The organism is Staphylococcus gallinarum (assembly GCF_029774255.1).
GTDB lineage: Bacteria > Bacillota > Bacilli > Staphylococcales > Staphylococcaceae > Staphylococcus > Staphylococcus gallinarum.
Genome location: NZ_CP069082.1, coordinates 2663131 through 2678876, shown reverse-complemented (window position 1 = coordinate 2678876; position 15746 = coordinate 2663131). Strand labels below are relative to the sequence as shown.

Below are 15746 nucleotides of genomic sequence, written 5' to 3'. Positions count from 1 at the left end.
TTCAATTGCTTTGCTAATACAAAATGTGGAAGTGATACAGTGGAAGTTACTGTATATTTATTAGATACCAGTGATTCAATTTATCAAAATAAACGACGTAATGCTAAATACTCAGAATTGTTCAAGTGTTTTTGTGTTAAAGCGGCAACTGGTCATGAAATTGACGATATTGCGTTTAAAACAGGCGATTATGGGAAACCTTTGTTGTATAGGCCATATAACAAACACTTAAATATTTCGCATACGGATGGTTTTTCGGTTTGTATCGTTAGTGACATGAATGTAGGTATTGATATAGAAAAAGTAGAACCTATCGACTTAACGATTGCCAAAAATTATTTTGCGCAGGCTGAACATCAATACATCATGAAAGATAACAATGAACAAGCACAGTTGAACCGTTTTTTTGAAGTGTGGACATTGAAAGAATGTTATATCAAGATGCTTGGAACTGGAATATATAAAGCGTTAGATAGCTTTTCAATTACGCCAGAAGGACACACTTATAAGATGATTGAATTAGTAAATAATCAAGAACAACGTTTATCCAGTTTTCATAAATTATTATTTAATCAATATGCATTATCAATAATTTTAGAAACTGCTAATCAAGATATAAAAGTAAATTTCACAGACATCACACATACATTTAATGCAGAATGTATATGTTAAGGGGCGAGAATATGGCAAAGACAACATTATTTTGTATTCCGTTTGCAGGGGGAAGCAAAACCTTATATTATCCGTTGAAAGACAAATTACCGAGCCACATCCAATTTAAACCATTAGAGTTACCTGGTCGTGGTGAAAGACTGATTGAAGATGCACTAGATAGCATCGAAGACATGGTTGATGATTTAGCAAATCAAATTGTTAAAGAAGAGCCAGAAACATTTATCCTACTTGGTTATAGTTTAGGAACTATTTTAGCTTATGAATTATATTACAAATTAGATGAACTAGGTTATAGACCTGAGCATATGATTCTCTGCGCAAGTGAACCTATAGGTTGCATAGACCGCAACAATAATATTGCCAATATGACTGACGAAGAATTTAAGCAATTTATTAAAGATAAAGGCGGTACACCAGAAGAGGTATTAGCTCACGAAGAACTATGGGAACTTGTAAAACCTTCTCTAAAGAATGACTTCTTAGCAATAGATTACTACGATAATAAGCCTAAAGCTGAAAAAGTAAAAGCAAATATTTCTGTCTTTGTTGGAAAACAAGATAAGATTTGTGATCAAGATATCTACAAGTGGTCAGATTTAACGAGAGGCCAAGTTGATTATCAATTTTTCGATGGCGGACATTTCTTTATCAATAACCAATACGATGGATTCAGTGAAAAAATCAAACTCGTCTTAAATCACTAATTGTGATGATTGAGTGATATGTGATATTTTATGCGTTGAATTGTTGAAAGATGAAAATATTACTATGAAATGTGTATTTATAGTTTAGAACATATTGACAAATGTCATATAATTTTATACTATTAGTGGTGCACATATACACACACGTAAAGATTTAATACAATATTTCACACATATTATAAATCTTTTAATAATAGAAACGTATAAACATGAATCGCCATAGAGTGATTGATAAAGAACGCATATGAACGTTATAAAAAAATAATCAACAAGGGAGGCAGTTAACCATGGCAGGTGGACCAAGAAGAGGCGGACGTCGTCGTAAAAAAGTTTGTTACTTCACAGCAAACGGAATTACACACATCGACTATAAAGACACAGAATTATTAAAACGTTTTATCTCAGAACGCGGTAAAATTTTACCACGTCGTGTAACAGGCACTTCAGCTAAATATCAACGTATGTTAACTTTAGCTATTAAACGTGCTCGTCATATGGCATTATTACCATATGTTAAAGAAGAACAATAATAGTTATTGTATCTGAAAAAACCCCGTAGGCATAGGCTTACGGGGTTGTTTTGTGTTTCTAGAGTTTGTGAAATTAGAGTTATGCTGGGAAGTTAACATTAGATCTATTGAATTTCTGGGTTGATTAAATAAAAAATTGCTAATTGACTTATGATCATGATGTTGAACTAGCTGTGAAATATAAATTACTAGTTTCAACAAAAAGCACTAACTATTCATTAGATTGAGTAGTTAGTGCTTTGCTGAAGTTAAAACCCCCAAATTAGAGGTGGGTCTGCTTCGTAGTCTTTTTTATTAAAATCAGAAACTTTATTTTCGTTACTAATTTATAAAATCTTTATAATTATTATCTCATTTTAAGTAATGTATTTAAAGGGTATCATGTTGTCTTGTCTTAATGAAATGGATTTTTGATAGTAGAAAGATTTTAAGAGTATGTTTTGAAAGCAAGAGACCATCTTTAAGGATAAATCATTTTTGTAGAAACCAGTTGTATTCGCGTTAATAAATGAAATATACATAGCAGATTCGCTCACTCGTTTTTAGAGCGGATCTGCTATGTTCGTGTATTGATTCAATTAGTTGTCTATCTTGTCTAATGCAGCCTCTGGTACTTGTTGTTTCTGTACTTCTTTATAACTTTGGGTATCACCTAAACGTATTTCAAGTTTTAAGTAATGATTTGGTTTTAATTTATGCTCATTAAATGAGTTGAACTTAATTTCTTTTGTGTTACCTTGATGATTGGCTGAAATTTGTTTATAAGTATAGCTAATAAATTTTTGCCCATTATCTGCATAATTAACGTTTTTTTTGATTGGTTGTTGTATTTTGACGTAATAATATTCGTTGTGAATTAAAGGGTTAAACTTGGCGTAATCGCGTACTTTATTATTATCTTGATGATTTTCTGCATACAGTTTCCACCCAAATAATGCTAAAAAGATGAAAACGAACAATAATAAGATAGGTAATATGAGCTTGTAGAGTAATCTCAAAAATAATTCCTCCTTAGAGAGATTTATAATTATATTCTAGAGATTTGTATATATGATATCTACAATTTAATGTGACAATATACCTTACAAAAATGTAATTAATATACTGCGTATTGTTATTAATGAAAAAGACAATTTCTATATAATTACAATAGAAATTGTCTTTTTACGCGAAAGCGTGCTTTGTGTAATGAATGTTTCATGTTATAAAGTTGTTATTTTTTATTTGTCTGTTCCTTGATACCTTTAGTTACAGCTTCGGCAAAATCATAAATATTGTGTCTGTAGTGACTTGTGTTTTCACGTGTTGAACGATTTAACTTACCATCTTCAAAAAATTGCTTTCTGTATTTAGTCGATATTTCTATTTGTACACCAGAACCACTATCATTTTTATTTATAATGTTATGTTCTGAATCGCCATTAACGTAGCGTGGACTTTTTTTAACATTAAAGCCTTCCTTTTCAAGGTGCTTAGTAATAGATTTTGCCATTTTCTTATCTTTTCCACCAATATAAACGGCTTTGTTGTCTTCTTCAATACCATGAATAGAAATGGCTTCGTTTGATTTATACACCATTTCCGTTAACTTAGGGTCATCAAAATTTGTTGAGGTGATGTGGAGTTTCTTATTGTTTGATGGTAATAAACCTTCGAAACTATATAAATTATAATCACCTTTTTTAGAAATGATTTTGGCTAATTCTGATGTGCCTGGTTCAATCCCTCCACCGTGAATTGCGGTGATAAGAATGTCTTTATTATTCGTTGTTTTAGTATTAATTTCCCAGTCTTTATGTGCTTTCGTGTCTGCTTTGAGTGCTGCAAAATCTTTGTAATAGTCGTTATTTGCTGGTTGGTCTTGTTTCCAGATATAGAGTATATATAATACTAAACAAATGATTATTACAATAGTTAACATGATTACATAATATAGGTAATCCTTTATAATACTTCTCATTTAAAGCTCCAAACGATTTAGAATGATTGATTACAAGATTATAACAAATACAATTATAATAAGATATTGTTATTTGTTTACAGTTAGGTTAAATCGATTATTATATTGAGAAGTATGTGTTTAAGAATAATACAGTTTATAGATATCCTAAAGTGTATTATTTAACTTCTTTTACCGCAAAATAATTATCTTCTGGATCGGCAAAGTTAAACACTCTACCCATTGGTAAAGTCATAATATCGCCGACTGTAATATCATTATCATTTAAGTGTTGATACAGTTCATCAAATTGTGTGGTTGCAAATATCAGTGATGGGGTTGCAGTACTTACGCCCATATCCATTTCATCAACCTTTTTCTTGTCTTGGAGGACAATAGCAGTTTCTGCTTGATCTTGTGGTAATAATTTAACTACACGTATGCCCATCTCTGCTGTGTCTTCTGAAACGGTGAAATTCAAGTGTTCAGTCCAAAACTGCATCACTTTATCATGATCGTAAACATAAATCATTACTTCATCTAATCTTTTTAACATATAAATCATCTCCTAAAATGTATAGTTGTAATTACAAATTAGTATATAAAATTAGTTCAGTTTTACAAAATATTATGAGGGTAGATTTATTAATATATTGTCACTTTTATAAAGAAGCAAAATAGTTTAACTTAAATATAGTTAGAAATAAAGAAGGGATAGTGGATATATGGATATTCAAACTCAGATGCAAATCAATGTTCCAGCCAATAAAGCTTATGAAGCATTTGTTAATCCAGAGGAAATTTCAGGATTTTGGTTTTCTCATAGTTCTGAAAGATGGGAAACAGGAAAAACTATTACACTAAAATATGCTGAATATAATGCAGAATTAGATATTGAGATTGTTCATATGGAAGAAAATCGCTTAATTCAGTTTACATGGGGAAATCATCCTGTCGACATACATTTTGAGGAAAATGACAATGGCGTTATTGTGACTACAATTGAACAAGATTTTGACAAAAATGAAGTAGAACAGCTGTTAGGACAAAAAGAGGGCTGGGTCTATATGTTAAGTTGTTTGAAGGCATATCTAGAGTATAATGTGAAAATTAGAGCGGCACTGTTATAGTTAAATATGAATCAGGAGTTGAGCGGAATTAATCAATGTATGAAAATACGAAAGATAATTCTACAGAAACTCCTGATTTTTTAAATGTAAATAATTAACCCTATTAGAGGTTCATTTTGATGATAGCACCAATAAGCCAGAATACGCCGACGATCAAACAAATAACGCCAAAACTAATATAACTTTGTTTCTTACTCACATCTTTGCGTTTAGGTGTTAATTTATTAATGATTAATAATACGACACCAATAATGATCAATAGAATAGCAAAATATAACATTGATATCCCTCCTTACTGCATAGGTGAGAGCAAGGCTATTTATTATACATGTACCCGTTAAAATATATAGATAACTTATTAAAGGTTTACATATAAAAAAGTGTTTCTAAATCAGTTTTACTGTAGTGATTTTAACAGGAATTTTTTATTAACCATGTTAAACTGTTATTAATCAATGCATAGTCATTAAATAATAAATTTATAATGTCAATTTTAAATAATGTGAAATGTGTATTTGATTCAAATGTAAGGATAAGGTGGTTGTTTGATATGGTATTGCAATACGAATATCAATTTAATATAAATGATGTGGAAGATATGATGGAGGTATACCATTCTAATGGTTGGGAAGGGCATTCGCAAGAAGATATTATCAAAATATTTAATATTAGTACACATGTAATTATCGCAAAAAAAGATGCTAAAGTAGTTGGATTTATACGTGCATTGTCAGATGGTGTGTTCAATGCAGCGATATATGATTTAGTGGTTCATATAGATTATCAACAGCAAGGGATAGGTAAAGCAATGATTAATCTGATGCTTGAACATCTAGGGGAATTATCATGTGTGCATTTAATTTCTACTACAGGTAATGAAGCTTTATATGAGAAAATAGGCTTCAGAAAATTGAAAACTGGCATGGCGATTTATCAAAATCAAAAATTAAAAGATGAGTATACTGTGTAAGATTTACAGCAATACTCATCTTGGATAAATAACTTTATGATTATGATAAGGCATGGTGACGACTCACGTCCTCATATGTGAATGTTTTCAATAAAGAGCAACCTAATGGATGTTGACCGTTATCTACATGCTCATTTATTTCTTCTAAAACATCCAAAATTTCATATTCAGGTGTAGTCACATCGAAACTATATTTAAAAAGTTGTTTTTTATCTGATAATACCGTAGCGACAAGTTCGTCATTGTGCATTTTATAATTTAATAGTTGCATATTAATTCCCTCTTTCTCTAAATTTTATAATTCTAATTGATAAATTGAATTTGAAGTAGAAAACTAATACAAACATTACTTAAATTAGAATTATTATAATGTAACTCTTATTATACATGAAAAAGTACAAAATGTAGAGAGTTTTGCTTAAATAAATTAAAATAATTTTAATCTAGAGTATATAGAACGGGTGAAACGCTTTCATTAAATTAAAATAATTATAATGTATGAAATTGAATGATGCTAGGTTGAATTATAATTAACTATTTGCTAAGATATAATGAAATTTAATAATAGCTTTCTAGGGTTCCGCAATGTAATTACAATTGGTCTGGTCCGAGAGAAAGCCACATTTTAAATGTGACACGGAAGGATAAAAGCCTGGGAGATAGTAATTTTTACTGTTTCCCAGGCTTTTTTATTTATTTAAGGAGGAATTGAGATGAATTGGATTAAGATTGTTATTGCAGCTATGTTTGAGGTAGGTTGGGTAGTTGGTTTGACGCATGCATCGTCAGCAATTGAGTGGTTATTGACTGCAATTGCTATCGTGCTGAGTTTTTATCTATTAATCAATGCGTCTAAAAGTTTGCCTGTTGGTACAGCATATGCAGTATTTGTGGGATTAGGAACAACAGGTGTTACGATATTTGACGTTTTAGTGTTTGCACATGGTTTGAATATTGGAAAAGTGATTCTAATTTTCACTTTATTACTTGGTGTAATTGGATTGAAGTTGGTTACAACAAATAAAGGAGAGGAAGTATAATGATGTGGATTATTTTAGTTTTTGCTGGGATATTTGAAATGTTAGGTATTAATTTTTTGAATGCTTATGTCAGTTATCGTAAGAAAGTTAACTTATTAATGATGTGTGTAACATTTATATTGAGTTTTATTCTACTTTCAGTAGCGATGAGTGAGTTACCTATGAGTACAGCATATGCTGTATGGACTGGAATAGGTGCTGTAGGTGGAACTTTGTTGGGGATGATATTTTATAAAGAGTCTAAGGATATAAAGCGAATATTATGTATTGTGGTAATTCTTGCAAGTACTGTAGGATTAAAATTATTAAGTTAAGATAGTTAATAAGATATAAAAAGTCTGTCAAAATAGGAAAAAGCGACGCCTTAAGGCATCGCTTTTAGAGTAATATGTTCATGAATATAAAAGACTAGTAGTCGGTTCCCAACTACACTTATAATATATCAAGTTTTAAACAAATACACAATGTAAACGCTACAATTTTTTTAATTAATTTTATTCAACTTTTTGAAAATGTAATTGATTTCAGCATGATTTTTCAGATACTATTGCACCAGTATGGGTTGATTGATAGGATAAATGAATAGGAGGTGTATATGATGGAAGGACTCGCAGCATTTATAACCATCACACTAATGATCATTATTGTTCCTGGTCCTGATTTCTTTGTAGTAATGAAGAATTCTATTACATCAGGTAAAGGAAATGGCGCAATGGCAGCATTAGGTATAACGAGTGCACATGTATGTTATTCTTTATTAGCAGTGTTTGGAATTATTTTTATCTTAGCGAATATGTATTATGTATTTTTAGTTATTAAGGTACTTGGTGCATGTTATTTAATTTATTTAGGTATTAAAAGTATTATTACTGCAAGGCAAGGGATGGACTTCTCCCAGGATCATATGCAAGCTAAACAAATTAGCTATTTAAACTCTTATCGACAAGGATTTTTAAGTACATTATTAAATCCGAAAGCTTTATTATATTACATAAGTATTTTGCCGCAGTTTATTACGGCTGGTGATGGTGTTTCTACACAAATTGCCATTTTATCAGCAATAGTGACTACAGTTATATTGGTGTGGTTTATTTTCTGTGTATATATTTTTCAATATATTAAATTATTATTTAACAACAGAAAAGTAAAAGCTATATTTGATTATGCGGTAGGTGCTATATTAATCACGTTATCAATCAATTTATTATTTAGTAAAAGTAGTTAATCATTGTTATATATTATTAATTATGTGACTAAGTAGTCGATCTTTGTAAGTCAAAGTATGGACCGCTTAGTCTATTTTTATATTTGCTAGTGGTAAACTGAAAATGAAATAATTTAATTATAAAAAATAAAACACTATATTATTAAAAAGTCACAATTTATCTACATATTAATTTTCATAGTTATTTATAATGTTGAAAGAGAGGGGGTAATAGGTTGAAGAATACATTTAATCCACTACAAAGATTGCACTTTTACGCGGCATTATTTATAACACCATTGCTGATTACCTTGACGATATCAGGCATTGGTTATTTATTTTATCAAGAAGTTGAAAATAATATTTATAAAACTGAATTTTTCGGAGATAGTTCGAATAAGACACATCAATCTATGAATCAAGCTATTGATGATGTGGAGAAAAAATTCGATGGTTTTTATGTTAGTAAGGTTAGTATACTAGACGAACCTTATAATAAGAGAATTACATTAGATGATATGGCAGGTAACCAAAGGTATGTCTTTCTAGATCATAATAATCAAATTGTTGCTGATCAGAATGCCAAACATACATACGCGAATGTCCTTAGAAATATACATAGTTCTTTATTTACAGAGAATACTGTTATTAATTATTTAGTTGAATTAACGGCATGTTGGACGATCTTTATGATTATTTCGGGGACTTATTTACTAATTAAGAAAAAACTCATTAGCAATAAAAGTAAACAATTAAAGTTTCAAAAATGGCACGGCTTTATTGGCGTAATCATTGCAATACCTATATTTGTACTTGTCCTGACTGGTTTGCCATGGTCAGGCTTTATGGGAGCTAAAATTGCAGATGTTATGAATAATTCGGGTAGTTTAGGTCAATCTGAATTGGCAATTAATCCACCTAAGTCAGATGTCAACGAAATTCCTTGGGCGACAAGAAGTAACAAACAACCAGCATCTGGTGAGCATGCAGCACATCATGGTGGAGGTGCTATGCCACAAACAGATTTGAAGCATCAAATTTCTTTAGATAAAGTAATCAAAAATGCTGAAAAAGATGGTTTTAACAAACCATTTTCAATCGTTTATCCATCAAGCGTAGAAGGTACATTCACTATTTCTAAGGGTAGTAATACAGGTGTTACAGGTCTAGATGTTTCTCCATATGATGAAAAAACATTATATATGGATCAATATAATGGCAAAGACTTAGGACAAGTGAAATATCAAGAATATGGCATTATTGGTAAATGGTTTACTTGGGGAATTCCTTTGCATGAAGGACACTTATTTGGTGTTGCTAATAAAGTGATTAATCTATTGGTTTGTCTTGCATTACTAGTAGCTATTGGCTTTGGATTTACTTCATGGATTAAGCGTTTGAAAGGAAAGACGGTTAAAGTACCTCATAGAGTTAAAAAGCCAATGTCATTACCAGTAATTGTATTATTAATTATTTTAGGCATTTTAATGCCATTATTTGGCTTTTCACTTATTATTGTCTTTATTATTGAATTGTTATTGTATTTGAAAGATAAGAAAAAGCAATCAACAAACTAATAAGTTAAATAAAAAAAGAACCAATATCTAAGCATAACGTAACTGAACATTGTTGGGATTCCAACAGTGTGTTGTAGACGTATTATGAGCTATTGGTTCTTTTTAATATTTACATTTTCATATCCATCTCGTGAATCTTCATCATTAGACCATGAGGAATATCATCGTGCTTTACGACTTGCATTTTGTAAAATGTCTTGCCATCATCTTTTGAAACGAGTTTAACAAAATCGCCTTTCTTAGGTTTGAAATCGCTATTCGTTTTTAGCTTTACATTATGTGTTACAAGGCCATCTTTTTCACTTACAACCTTTTCAGCTGTGTTACTATTTTTCATATAACCGTAGTATGTGCTTTTCTGACTTGAAACGACCATAGTAATCGTCACGACAATTCCGATGATAACGAGTACACTTATTAAAGCTAAAGTAAGTTTATTTTTCATTATAATCTGTCTCCTTTTGTTCATCATAATAGATATTAAAGGATTCGTATATAAAGATTTTTAAAGTTTTAAATATTGTCAAATTTAGTTAATTACAAAGTTTATTTGAAATGATTTTCAATTTAAGGATTAAAAAAGCTTGATTCAGAAGTTAGTACACTTACACCTCTATATACATTTTTAATGGTATACCACACTGTCGCAAATGCCAGTAGGCACGCAATGATTATCACAATAATAGTGATCCAATTATTAGTTGCATTTTGCATTAATGATATCCCAAATGAACCAGTTAATAATGCAATGATTGGGCCTAAATACGTAATGATATGATAAACAAGAGACTTAGATGCATGTTGTGAAGTTGGCTTATCTGCAAAAATCCAAACAATAATAGGAACTATGATAGGAGCAAAAAATAAACTAAAATAACTGATAGATGCTAAGACATGATTTCCTTGGGGTGCAGATTTATAGTGATTACTGTTAATTTTTTCCATTTAATTTCACCTCGTGTTAAAGATTATCAAGAATATAAGACTAAATATAGTGTTTGGAAGTAATATTACAATTCTGTTAGTTTTAAATCGGTTAAATGTGACAATAGAATAATATATTGAAAATGGAGGAGTAGAAATATGAAAATATATTTAATAAGACATGGAGAATCACAATCTAATTATGATAAGAAGAACGGTAATCATTACTTTTGTGGTCAAATGGATGTGCCATTAACGGAAAAGGGTGAACAATCTGCTGTTGATTTACAAACGTATTTTGCAGATAAAGAGATTGATCATGTATACCTTTCTGATTTGACGAGAACTAAACAAACGGCTCAAGGTATATTTCCTAGTGATAAAGTGCCTAAAACGGAAACGCCTTTATTGAGAGAGCGTTCATTAGGAAAATTTGAAGGAGAAATGGTTGATGAATTAGAACAATCGACAGAATTTGCGCAATATTTTAATGATGAAGCATATAAATATTTCCGCCATAGCTTTAGTCAAAAGGCGCCAGAAGGTGAAAGTTATGCTGATGTCTTATATAGAGTGGAACAGTTTTTCAAAAATGAGGTACAAGCGCAAGATGATAATATTGCTATTGTGGCACATCAAGTCGTTATTCGTTGTATCCTTGTTTATTTTGATTATGAATCTAAAGAGAGTGCCGTTGATACAAAAGTAGAGAACTGTGTGCCTTATGTCTTAGATATTAAATAATGTTATACAGAAAGTATGGGTATTATCCCTTTCTAATTTTCCAAATGAGGGAAGGGGTTGTTCTGATGAGCTGTTTCCTTAGGGGATAGGATGGGCTGACAATTATAAGCTGAGTTGTCCCATAGGAAAGCGAGCCAATAATTCGTAATATGAATAAAAAGAAGCACTCAGATAAATTGAATTATCTGAGTGCTATTTTTCTGGAATTTATGTGCCAGAGTGTTTAATATTTTTTAGCTGCTGTTAAGCTTTCATGAAATCCTTGGAATATCGTGTTTATATTGTCTAAAAAACTACCAACTATTACCGCAAGTATGACATAAGTAATGCTTAGTGCAATTGATTTAAATGATATAACACCATATTTTTCTTGTTTCTCAAAGAGATAATAAGCTATGAAGACAGCAGCCATTGCTCCAAATAAGATAGTTAAAATCATAATTATGGAACCTCCCAATTTTTAATACGATCGGCTGTGCTTCTCATTAAATAATTAATTGCCTAACTTGCCATTATCATAACAAATTACTATTTGAGAAAAAAAGGGATATTGTATTAAAAAACCTTACAATCATGTAAGGTTTTTTACGAATATAAGACAACGAAGATTGTTAAAATATACATATTTTAGGCTTGAAGCAATGTATATCTAGGAATCATCGTTGTCATCATTTTGTAATTAATCTGTCAATAAACATTTTTTAGCCAACACAACGTTGTTAATCGTTACTTTTTAAGTAATAACTTACAATGTTATTTAGTTGATTGTCACTATTTAGCCATTATTTGTCGATTGCTTTTGTAGGTAAATCTTTTGATTTTAGGAATTTTTTGATTTTATCTTGTTGTTTCCCGTTTACATCACCAGCAAATTTTGTTGAAACATCGACGACATTGAGTTCATTTTGAGGTTGATAATCTAATTCTTCGATAGCTTCATCGGCATCTTTAATTGTACTGTTTAAGGCAGTGAAATATTTGTGAATACGCTCTACATTTTCTTGATAACCTTTAGGTAGTGTGTTGTTCTTGATAAATTTCTCGAAACGTACATCATTTTTAACTGCTAAATGTGATAAGTTTGACAAACGTTTTGCTTGTGCATCTGTAATTTTCTTATCTGAGTTTGATTGTTTATCTAATTTATACTGAATTAAGTATTTATTATCCAAAATATCTGAATTGACAGCTAAATACTTTTTGATTGCTGCATTCATTTCTTGTTCGCTAATTTTTTGGCCCTTTTTATCTGTTTGGAAAATATCTTTTTCAGTTAGTGTTTTAACATTTTTTGGCGCGTGTCTTTCGCTATGTTGGTGGTCGTTATCTTCTGAATCACTATTTGAACATGCCGCAAGCATCATAGTTAAGACTAAAACTAACGATAATAGTATGCTTTTCTTCATAAATTAATACTGCTCCTTTGAAAATAATGGTACGTATATAAACAACGAAGTTCAATGTTTAAACGCATTTTATAAAATTATAACTTAAGCGTATCATGTAGTGCTATTTATTTGAATATGCTATGAAATAATAAATGCACAATCTCTTGAACAAATAAGAAGATGTGCCATTTTTATAACAAAGTGAAGATTCTAGAATGAATTTATCATTAAAGAAATAGTATGAATAAAGTGGTATATTAAAGTGCAACAACTGCATAACTCATTACGTATACGCGTAGTCTTATAAAATAATTTATGTATATAACAAGAAGAGTCGGTGAAAATTAAATTTATAATTTCCATCGACTCTTTTGTGATAGGATTTAGTTCCTATATTTATTTATATTTAAAATTGATAGGGTGATGATTAATGTCGAATGATATAATCAAATGCGTTTAATGCTGCATTGGCACCGGCACCCATTGAAATAATAATTTGTTTATTTCGATCATCGGTAACATCACCAGCGGCAAAGATACCTGGGATGCTCGTCGCATTTTTACGATCAATCATAATTTCGTTAGCTTGGTTTAACTCAACGTAATTGTCGAGCCATTCAGTGTTAGGCAATAAGCCAATTTGTACAAAAATACCTTCTAATTCAAGTGTTTGTTCTTCGCCACTATTCTTATCTTGGTACTTAAGACCTGTAACAGCACCATCTCCAAGAACTTCTGTTGTTTGGGCGTTCTTGATTACTGTTACATTTGGTAAAGAAGTCAGACGTTCTTGTAAGACTTTATCGGCTTTTAAGTTTGCATTTCTTTCTAGTAAGGTAACGTGTTTAACAATACCTGCTAAATCGATTGCTGCTTCAACGCCTGAGTTACCACCGCCGACAACGGCTACGTCTTTGTTTTCAAATAAAGGACCATCACAGTGCGGGCAGAATGCAACGCCTTTATTAATTAATGCTTCTTCACCTGGTACCTCTAATTTACGCCAACGCGCACCCGTTGAAATAATTACAGTTTTACTTTGTAATTGTGCGCCATTATCTAACGTAACATCGATACCGTGGTCTGTCTTTTCTATTGCACTTGCGCGTATACCAGTCATCACATCAACATTATATTGATTGATATGGTCTTGTAGCGCAGATGAGAACTTCGGTCCATCTGTTTCTTTAACAGTGATGAAGTTTTCAATTGCGGCAGTATCATTAACTTGACCACCAATGCGGTCAGCTACGATGCCCGTACGCAATCCTTTTCTTGCAGTATAAATCGCTGCACTACCACTCGCAGGGCCACCACCGATGATTAAGACATCGTATGGATCTTTATCGTTAAACTCTGCTGGGTCAGCCTTACTACCTAAACTAGATAAGATATCTTGAATCGTCATACGACCATTACCGAATTCTTCACCATCTAGGAAAATAGCTGGTACAGCCATGATATTTTCAGATTCTTCTCTGAAAATAGCACCATCAATCATTGTATGAGAAATATTAGGATTTAATAAACTCATCAAGTTTAAAGCTTGGACAACGTCAGGACATTTTTGACAAGTTAAACTAATATAAGTTTCAAAATGTAGTGGACGGTCTAATGCTTTGATTTGATCAATAACTGCTTGTTCTTCTTTAGGAGCACGACCACTCACTTGTAACAATGCTAATACGAGTGAATTAAATTCATGTCCCATTGGAAGACCTGCAAACGTAATGCCAGTTTCTTCAGTTGGTTTATTTACTGAGAAACTAGGTGTACGTTTCAGTGTTGATTCTTGTATTGAAATGCGGGGTGACATTTCAGCGACTTCTTCTAATAATTGCTTTAATTCCTTAGATTTGTCATCTGATCCAATGCTTGCATTGAGTACAACGTCACCCTCCATTAATTGAAGTAATTGTTGTAATTGTGATTTAAGTTGATCATCAAGCATTTAAATCAATGCCTCCTTAGATTTTACCTACTAAGTCAAGACCAGGTTGTAATGTTTCTGAACCTTCTTCCCATTTAGCTGGGCAAACTTCACCTGGATGTTGACGCACGTATTGTGCTGCTTTAATTTTGTGTACTAATGTGCTAGCGTCACGACCGATACCGTCAGCATTGATTTCTGCTGCTTGAACGACACCATCAGGGTCAACGATGAATGTACCACGTTGAGCAAGACCAGCTTCTTCATCTAATACATCAAAGTTACGAGTGATAGTTTGAGAAGGGTCACCAATCATAGCATATTGGATTTTGCTGATTGCATCTGAATGGTCATGCCATGCTTTGTGTACGAAATGCGTATCAGTTGATACTGAATAAACATTAACGCCTAATTCTTGTAATTTATCATATTGTCCTTGTAAATCTTCTAATTCAGTTGGACATACAAATGAGAAGTCTGCTGGGTAGAAGCAAACAACACTCCATGAACCTTTTAAGTTTTCATCTGAGATTTCGAAGAACTCATCTTTCTTTGGATCATAAGCATTTGCTGTAAATGGTAAAATTTCTTTATTGATTAAAGACATAAAAACATCCTCCTGATTATTTTCTTAAAATTTGATTAGAATTACTGAAAAGTAGATTGTTATGATTACTTAATTATAATAATTCTAATCTCTATGTTTTACATTATTGCATTTATTATATGTTTCGTCAACAATGTAAGCTCGTAAGTGAAAAGAGTAAAATAACGCCATATAAATACAATTTAATATAAAATGGCTAAGTCAGATTAGATCGTTTTACAGTGTGTTTCACACTACTAATACTAGACTTATAGTTCATAAATAACCAAGTTATTCTCAACTAAACATATAAAATTGAGAACTAAAGGTAATGATTATTATCATTTTAAAGCTATTGTGTCATTTGAGTTGTTATTCTTGAGTAATGATGAGTTGCCAAAGTGA

The 15746-nt window shown here is 31.3% G+C and carries 21 protein-coding genes and 1 riboswitch; of the genes, 10 read left to right on the top strand and 11 right to left on the bottom strand.

The features are described 5' to 3' along the window. Positions 1 to 39 precede the first annotated feature (39 nt). The 3 genes from JN168_RS12790 (at position 40) to rpsR (ending at position 1909) form a co-directional block, all read left to right on the top strand. On the top strand, positions 40 to 672 hold the full coding sequence (locus tag JN168_RS12790) for a 4'-phosphopantetheinyl transferase family protein (protein WP_229366828.1): 633 nt from the start codon (positions 40 to 42) through the stop codon (positions 670 to 672). An 11-nt stretch (positions 673 to 683) separates the two neighbouring features. Further along, on the top strand, positions 684 to 1379 hold the full coding sequence (locus JN168_RS12785) for a thioesterase II family protein (protein ID WP_042737619.1): 696 nt from the start codon (positions 684 to 686) through the stop codon (positions 1377 to 1379). Between the two features lie 287 nt (positions 1380 to 1666). Then, entirely contained in the window at positions 1667 to 1909 is a 243-nt protein-coding gene (gene rpsR / locus JN168_RS12780) for a 30S ribosomal protein S18 (protein WP_042737618.1), read from the top strand. A gap of 578 nt (positions 1910 to 2487) precedes the next feature. Here the strand turns inward: rpsR and JN168_RS12775 are convergent. The 3 genes from JN168_RS12775 to JN168_RS12765 form a co-directional block, all read right to left on the bottom strand. Beyond that, the gene (locus JN168_RS12775; RefSeq protein WP_042737617.1) at positions 2488 to 2907 is read right to left on the bottom strand and encodes a YxeA family protein; all 420 of its coding nucleotides are present in this window, start codon (positions 2905 to 2907) and stop codon (positions 2488 to 2490) included. Between the two features lie 215 nt (positions 2908 to 3122). Then, on the bottom strand, positions 3123 to 3869 hold the full coding sequence (locus tag JN168_RS12770) for a poly-gamma-glutamate hydrolase family protein (RefSeq protein WP_279525945.1): 747 nt from the start codon (positions 3867 to 3869) through the stop codon (positions 3123 to 3125). A gap of 157 nt (positions 3870 to 4026) precedes the next feature. Next, on the bottom strand, positions 4027 to 4404 hold the full coding sequence (locus tag JN168_RS12765) for a VOC family protein (RefSeq protein WP_279525944.1): 378 nt from the start codon (positions 4402 to 4404) through the stop codon (positions 4027 to 4029). Positions 4405 to 4573: 169 nt separating this feature from the next. Here JN168_RS12765 and JN168_RS12760 point away from each other — a divergent pair, with 169 nt between their 5' ends. Further along, positions 4574 to 4978, top strand: coding sequence for an SRPBCC domain-containing protein (locus JN168_RS12760; RefSeq protein WP_279525943.1), 405 nt, complete (start codon positions 4574 to 4576; stop codon positions 4976 to 4978). A 103-nt stretch (positions 4979 to 5081) separates the two neighbouring features. Here JN168_RS12760 and JN168_RS12755 read toward each other — a convergent pair whose 3' ends face one another. Continuing rightward, on the bottom strand, positions 5082 to 5258 hold the full coding sequence (locus tag JN168_RS12755; RefSeq protein ID WP_182475059.1) for a hypothetical protein: 177 nt from the start codon (positions 5256 to 5258) through the stop codon (positions 5082 to 5084). Positions 5259 to 5528: 270 nt separating this feature from the next. On the opposite strand from JN168_RS12755, the gene JN168_RS12750 reads away from it, so the two are divergent. Continuing rightward, positions 5529 to 5948 carry a GNAT family N-acetyltransferase gene (locus JN168_RS12750; RefSeq protein WP_279525942.1) on the top strand — a complete coding sequence of 140 codons (420 nt, stop codon included), beginning with the start codon at positions 5529 to 5531 and terminating at the stop codon, positions 5946 to 5948. A 40-nt stretch (positions 5949 to 5988) separates the two neighbouring features. Here JN168_RS12750 and JN168_RS12745 read toward each other — a convergent pair whose 3' ends face one another. Next, on the bottom strand, positions 5989 to 6219 hold the full coding sequence (locus tag JN168_RS12745) for a hypothetical protein (RefSeq protein WP_042737612.1): 231 nt from the start codon (positions 6217 to 6219) through the stop codon (positions 5989 to 5991). A 290-nt stretch (positions 6220 to 6509) separates the two neighbouring features. After that, a riboswitch (guanidine-I (ykkC/yxkD leader) is annotated at positions 6510 to 6609 on the top strand. 52 nt (positions 6610 to 6661) lie between these two features. Here JN168_RS12745 and JN168_RS12740 point away from each other — a divergent pair. The 4 genes from JN168_RS12740 (at position 6662) to JN168_RS12725 (ending at position 9769) form a co-directional block, all read left to right on the top strand. Next, positions 6662 to 6988, top strand: coding sequence for a DMT family transporter (locus JN168_RS12740; RefSeq protein ID WP_107589723.1), 327 nt, complete (start codon positions 6662 to 6664; stop codon positions 6986 to 6988). Next, positions 6988 to 7302, top strand: a complete 315-nt coding sequence (locus JN168_RS12735; protein ID WP_042737610.1) for a DMT family transporter — start codon at positions 6988 to 6990, stop codon at positions 7300 to 7302. The genes JN168_RS12740 and JN168_RS12735 overlap by 1 nt, the downstream gene beginning before the upstream one ends. A gap of 284 nt (positions 7303 to 7586) precedes the next feature. After that, the gene (locus tag JN168_RS12730; protein WP_042737609.1) at positions 7587 to 8213 is read left to right on the top strand and encodes a LysE family translocator; all 627 of its coding nucleotides are present in this window, start codon (positions 7587 to 7589) and stop codon (positions 8211 to 8213) included. Positions 8214 to 8428: 215 nt separating this feature from the next. Beyond that, a complete protein-coding gene (locus JN168_RS12725) occupies positions 8429 to 9769 on the top strand; it encodes a PepSY-associated TM helix domain-containing protein (RefSeq protein ID WP_279525941.1) in 1341 nt (446 codons plus the stop codon). Between the two features lie 109 nt (positions 9770 to 9878). On the opposite strand, the gene JN168_RS12720 is transcribed toward JN168_RS12725, so the two are convergent. Further along, positions 9879 to 10214 (bottom strand): DUF4889 domain-containing protein, encoded by a 336-nt coding sequence (locus JN168_RS12720; RefSeq protein ID WP_042737607.1) that lies wholly within the window; start codon positions 10212 to 10214, stop codon positions 9879 to 9881. 122 nt (positions 10215 to 10336) lie between these two features. Beyond that, the gene (locus tag JN168_RS12715) at positions 10337 to 10714 is read right to left on the bottom strand and encodes a DUF4870 domain-containing protein (protein WP_042737606.1); all 378 of its coding nucleotides are present in this window, start codon (positions 10712 to 10714) and stop codon (positions 10337 to 10339) included. A 138-nt stretch (positions 10715 to 10852) separates the two neighbouring features. On the opposite strand from JN168_RS12715, the gene JN168_RS12710 reads away from it, so the two are divergent. Continuing rightward, the gene (locus JN168_RS12710; protein ID WP_279525940.1) at positions 10853 to 11437 is read left to right on the top strand and encodes a histidine phosphatase family protein; all 585 of its coding nucleotides are present in this window, start codon (positions 10853 to 10855) and stop codon (positions 11435 to 11437) included. A 223-nt stretch (positions 11438 to 11660) separates the two neighbouring features. Here the strand turns inward: JN168_RS12710 and JN168_RS12705 are convergent, their stop codons facing one another. The 4 genes from JN168_RS12705 to ahpC all read right to left on the bottom strand — a co-directional run bounded on the left by JN168_RS12705 (position 11661) and on the right by ahpC (position 15362). Further along, positions 11661 to 11876, bottom strand: a complete 216-nt coding sequence (locus JN168_RS12705) for a hypothetical protein (RefSeq protein WP_042737604.1) — start codon at positions 11874 to 11876, stop codon at positions 11661 to 11663. Positions 11877 to 12219: 343 nt separating this feature from the next. Continuing rightward, on the bottom strand, positions 12220 to 12843 hold the full coding sequence (locus JN168_RS12700) for an NDxxF motif lipoprotein (RefSeq protein ID WP_042737603.1): 624 nt from the start codon (positions 12841 to 12843) through the stop codon (positions 12220 to 12222). Positions 12844 to 13252: 409 nt separating this feature from the next. Continuing rightward, complete coding sequence (gene ahpF, locus JN168_RS12695) at positions 13253 to 14776, bottom strand: alkyl hydroperoxide reductase subunit F (RefSeq protein ID WP_229366833.1); 1524 nt, start codon at positions 14774 to 14776, stop codon at positions 13253 to 13255. A 16-nt stretch (positions 14777 to 14792) separates the two neighbouring features. Next, the gene (gene ahpC, locus JN168_RS12690; RefSeq protein ID WP_042737601.1) at positions 14793 to 15362 is read right to left on the bottom strand and encodes an alkyl hydroperoxide reductase subunit C; all 570 of its coding nucleotides are present in this window, start codon (positions 15360 to 15362) and stop codon (positions 14793 to 14795) included. Positions 15363 to 15746: the final 384 nt, after the last annotated feature.

Excerpts from the sequence above, each read along its gene's own strand:
- JN168_RS12700 (WP_042737603.1), bottom strand. The coding sequence starts at position 12,843 with ATGAAGAAAAGCATACTATTATCGTTAGTTTTAGTCTTAACTATGATG.
- JN168_RS12765 (WP_279525944.1), bottom strand. The coding sequence starts at position 4,404 with ATGTTAAAAAGATTAGATGAAGTAATGATTTATGTTTACGATCATGAT.
- ahpF (WP_229366833.1), bottom strand. The coding sequence starts at position 14,776 with ATGCTTGATGATCAACTTAAATCACAATTACAACAATTACTTCAATTA.
- JN168_RS12745 (WP_042737612.1), bottom strand. The coding sequence starts at position 6,219 with ATGCAACTATTAAATTATAAAATGCACAATGACGAACTTGTCGCTACG.
- JN168_RS12735 (WP_042737610.1), top strand. The coding sequence starts at position 6,988 with ATGATGTGGATTATTTTAGTTTTTGCTGGGATATTTGAAATGTTAGGT.
- JN168_RS12705 (WP_042737604.1), bottom strand. The coding sequence starts at position 11,876 with ATGATTTTAACTATCTTATTTGGAGCAATGGCTGCTGTCTTCATAGCT.
- JN168_RS12730 (WP_042737609.1), top strand. The coding sequence starts at position 7,587 with ATGGAAGGACTCGCAGCATTTATAACCATCACACTAATGATCATTATT.
- rpsR (WP_042737618.1), top strand. The coding sequence starts at position 1,667 with ATGGCAGGTGGACCAAGAAGAGGCGGACGTCGTCGTAAAAAAGTTTGT.
- JN168_RS12755 (WP_182475059.1), bottom strand. The coding sequence starts at position 5,258 with ATGTTATATTTTGCTATTCTATTGATCATTATTGGTGTCGTATTATTA.
- JN168_RS12760 (WP_279525943.1), top strand. The coding sequence starts at position 4,574 with ATGGATATTCAAACTCAGATGCAAATCAATGTTCCAGCCAATAAAGCT.
- JN168_RS12710 (WP_279525940.1), top strand. The coding sequence starts at position 10,853 with ATGAAAATATATTTAATAAGACATGGAGAATCACAATCTAATTATGAT.
- JN168_RS12720 (WP_042737607.1), bottom strand. The coding sequence starts at position 10,214 with ATGAAAAATAAACTTACTTTAGCTTTAATAAGTGTACTCGTTATCATC.
- JN168_RS12740 (WP_107589723.1), top strand. The coding sequence starts at position 6,662 with ATGAATTGGATTAAGATTGTTATTGCAGCTATGTTTGAGGTAGGTTGG.
- JN168_RS12770 (WP_279525945.1), bottom strand. The coding sequence starts at position 3,869 with ATGAGAAGTATTATAAAGGATTACCTATATTATGTAATCATGTTAACT.
- JN168_RS12785 (WP_042737619.1), top strand. The coding sequence starts at position 684 with ATGGCAAAGACAACATTATTTTGTATTCCGTTTGCAGGGGGAAGCAAA.
- ahpC (WP_042737601.1), bottom strand. The coding sequence starts at position 15,362 with ATGTCTTTAATCAATAAAGAAATTTTACCATTTACAGCAAATGCTTAT.
- JN168_RS12715 (WP_042737606.1), bottom strand. The coding sequence starts at position 10,714 with ATGGAAAAAATTAACAGTAATCACTATAAATCTGCACCCCAAGGAAAT.
- JN168_RS12750 (WP_279525942.1), top strand. The coding sequence starts at position 5,529 with ATGGTATTGCAATACGAATATCAATTTAATATAAATGATGTGGAAGAT.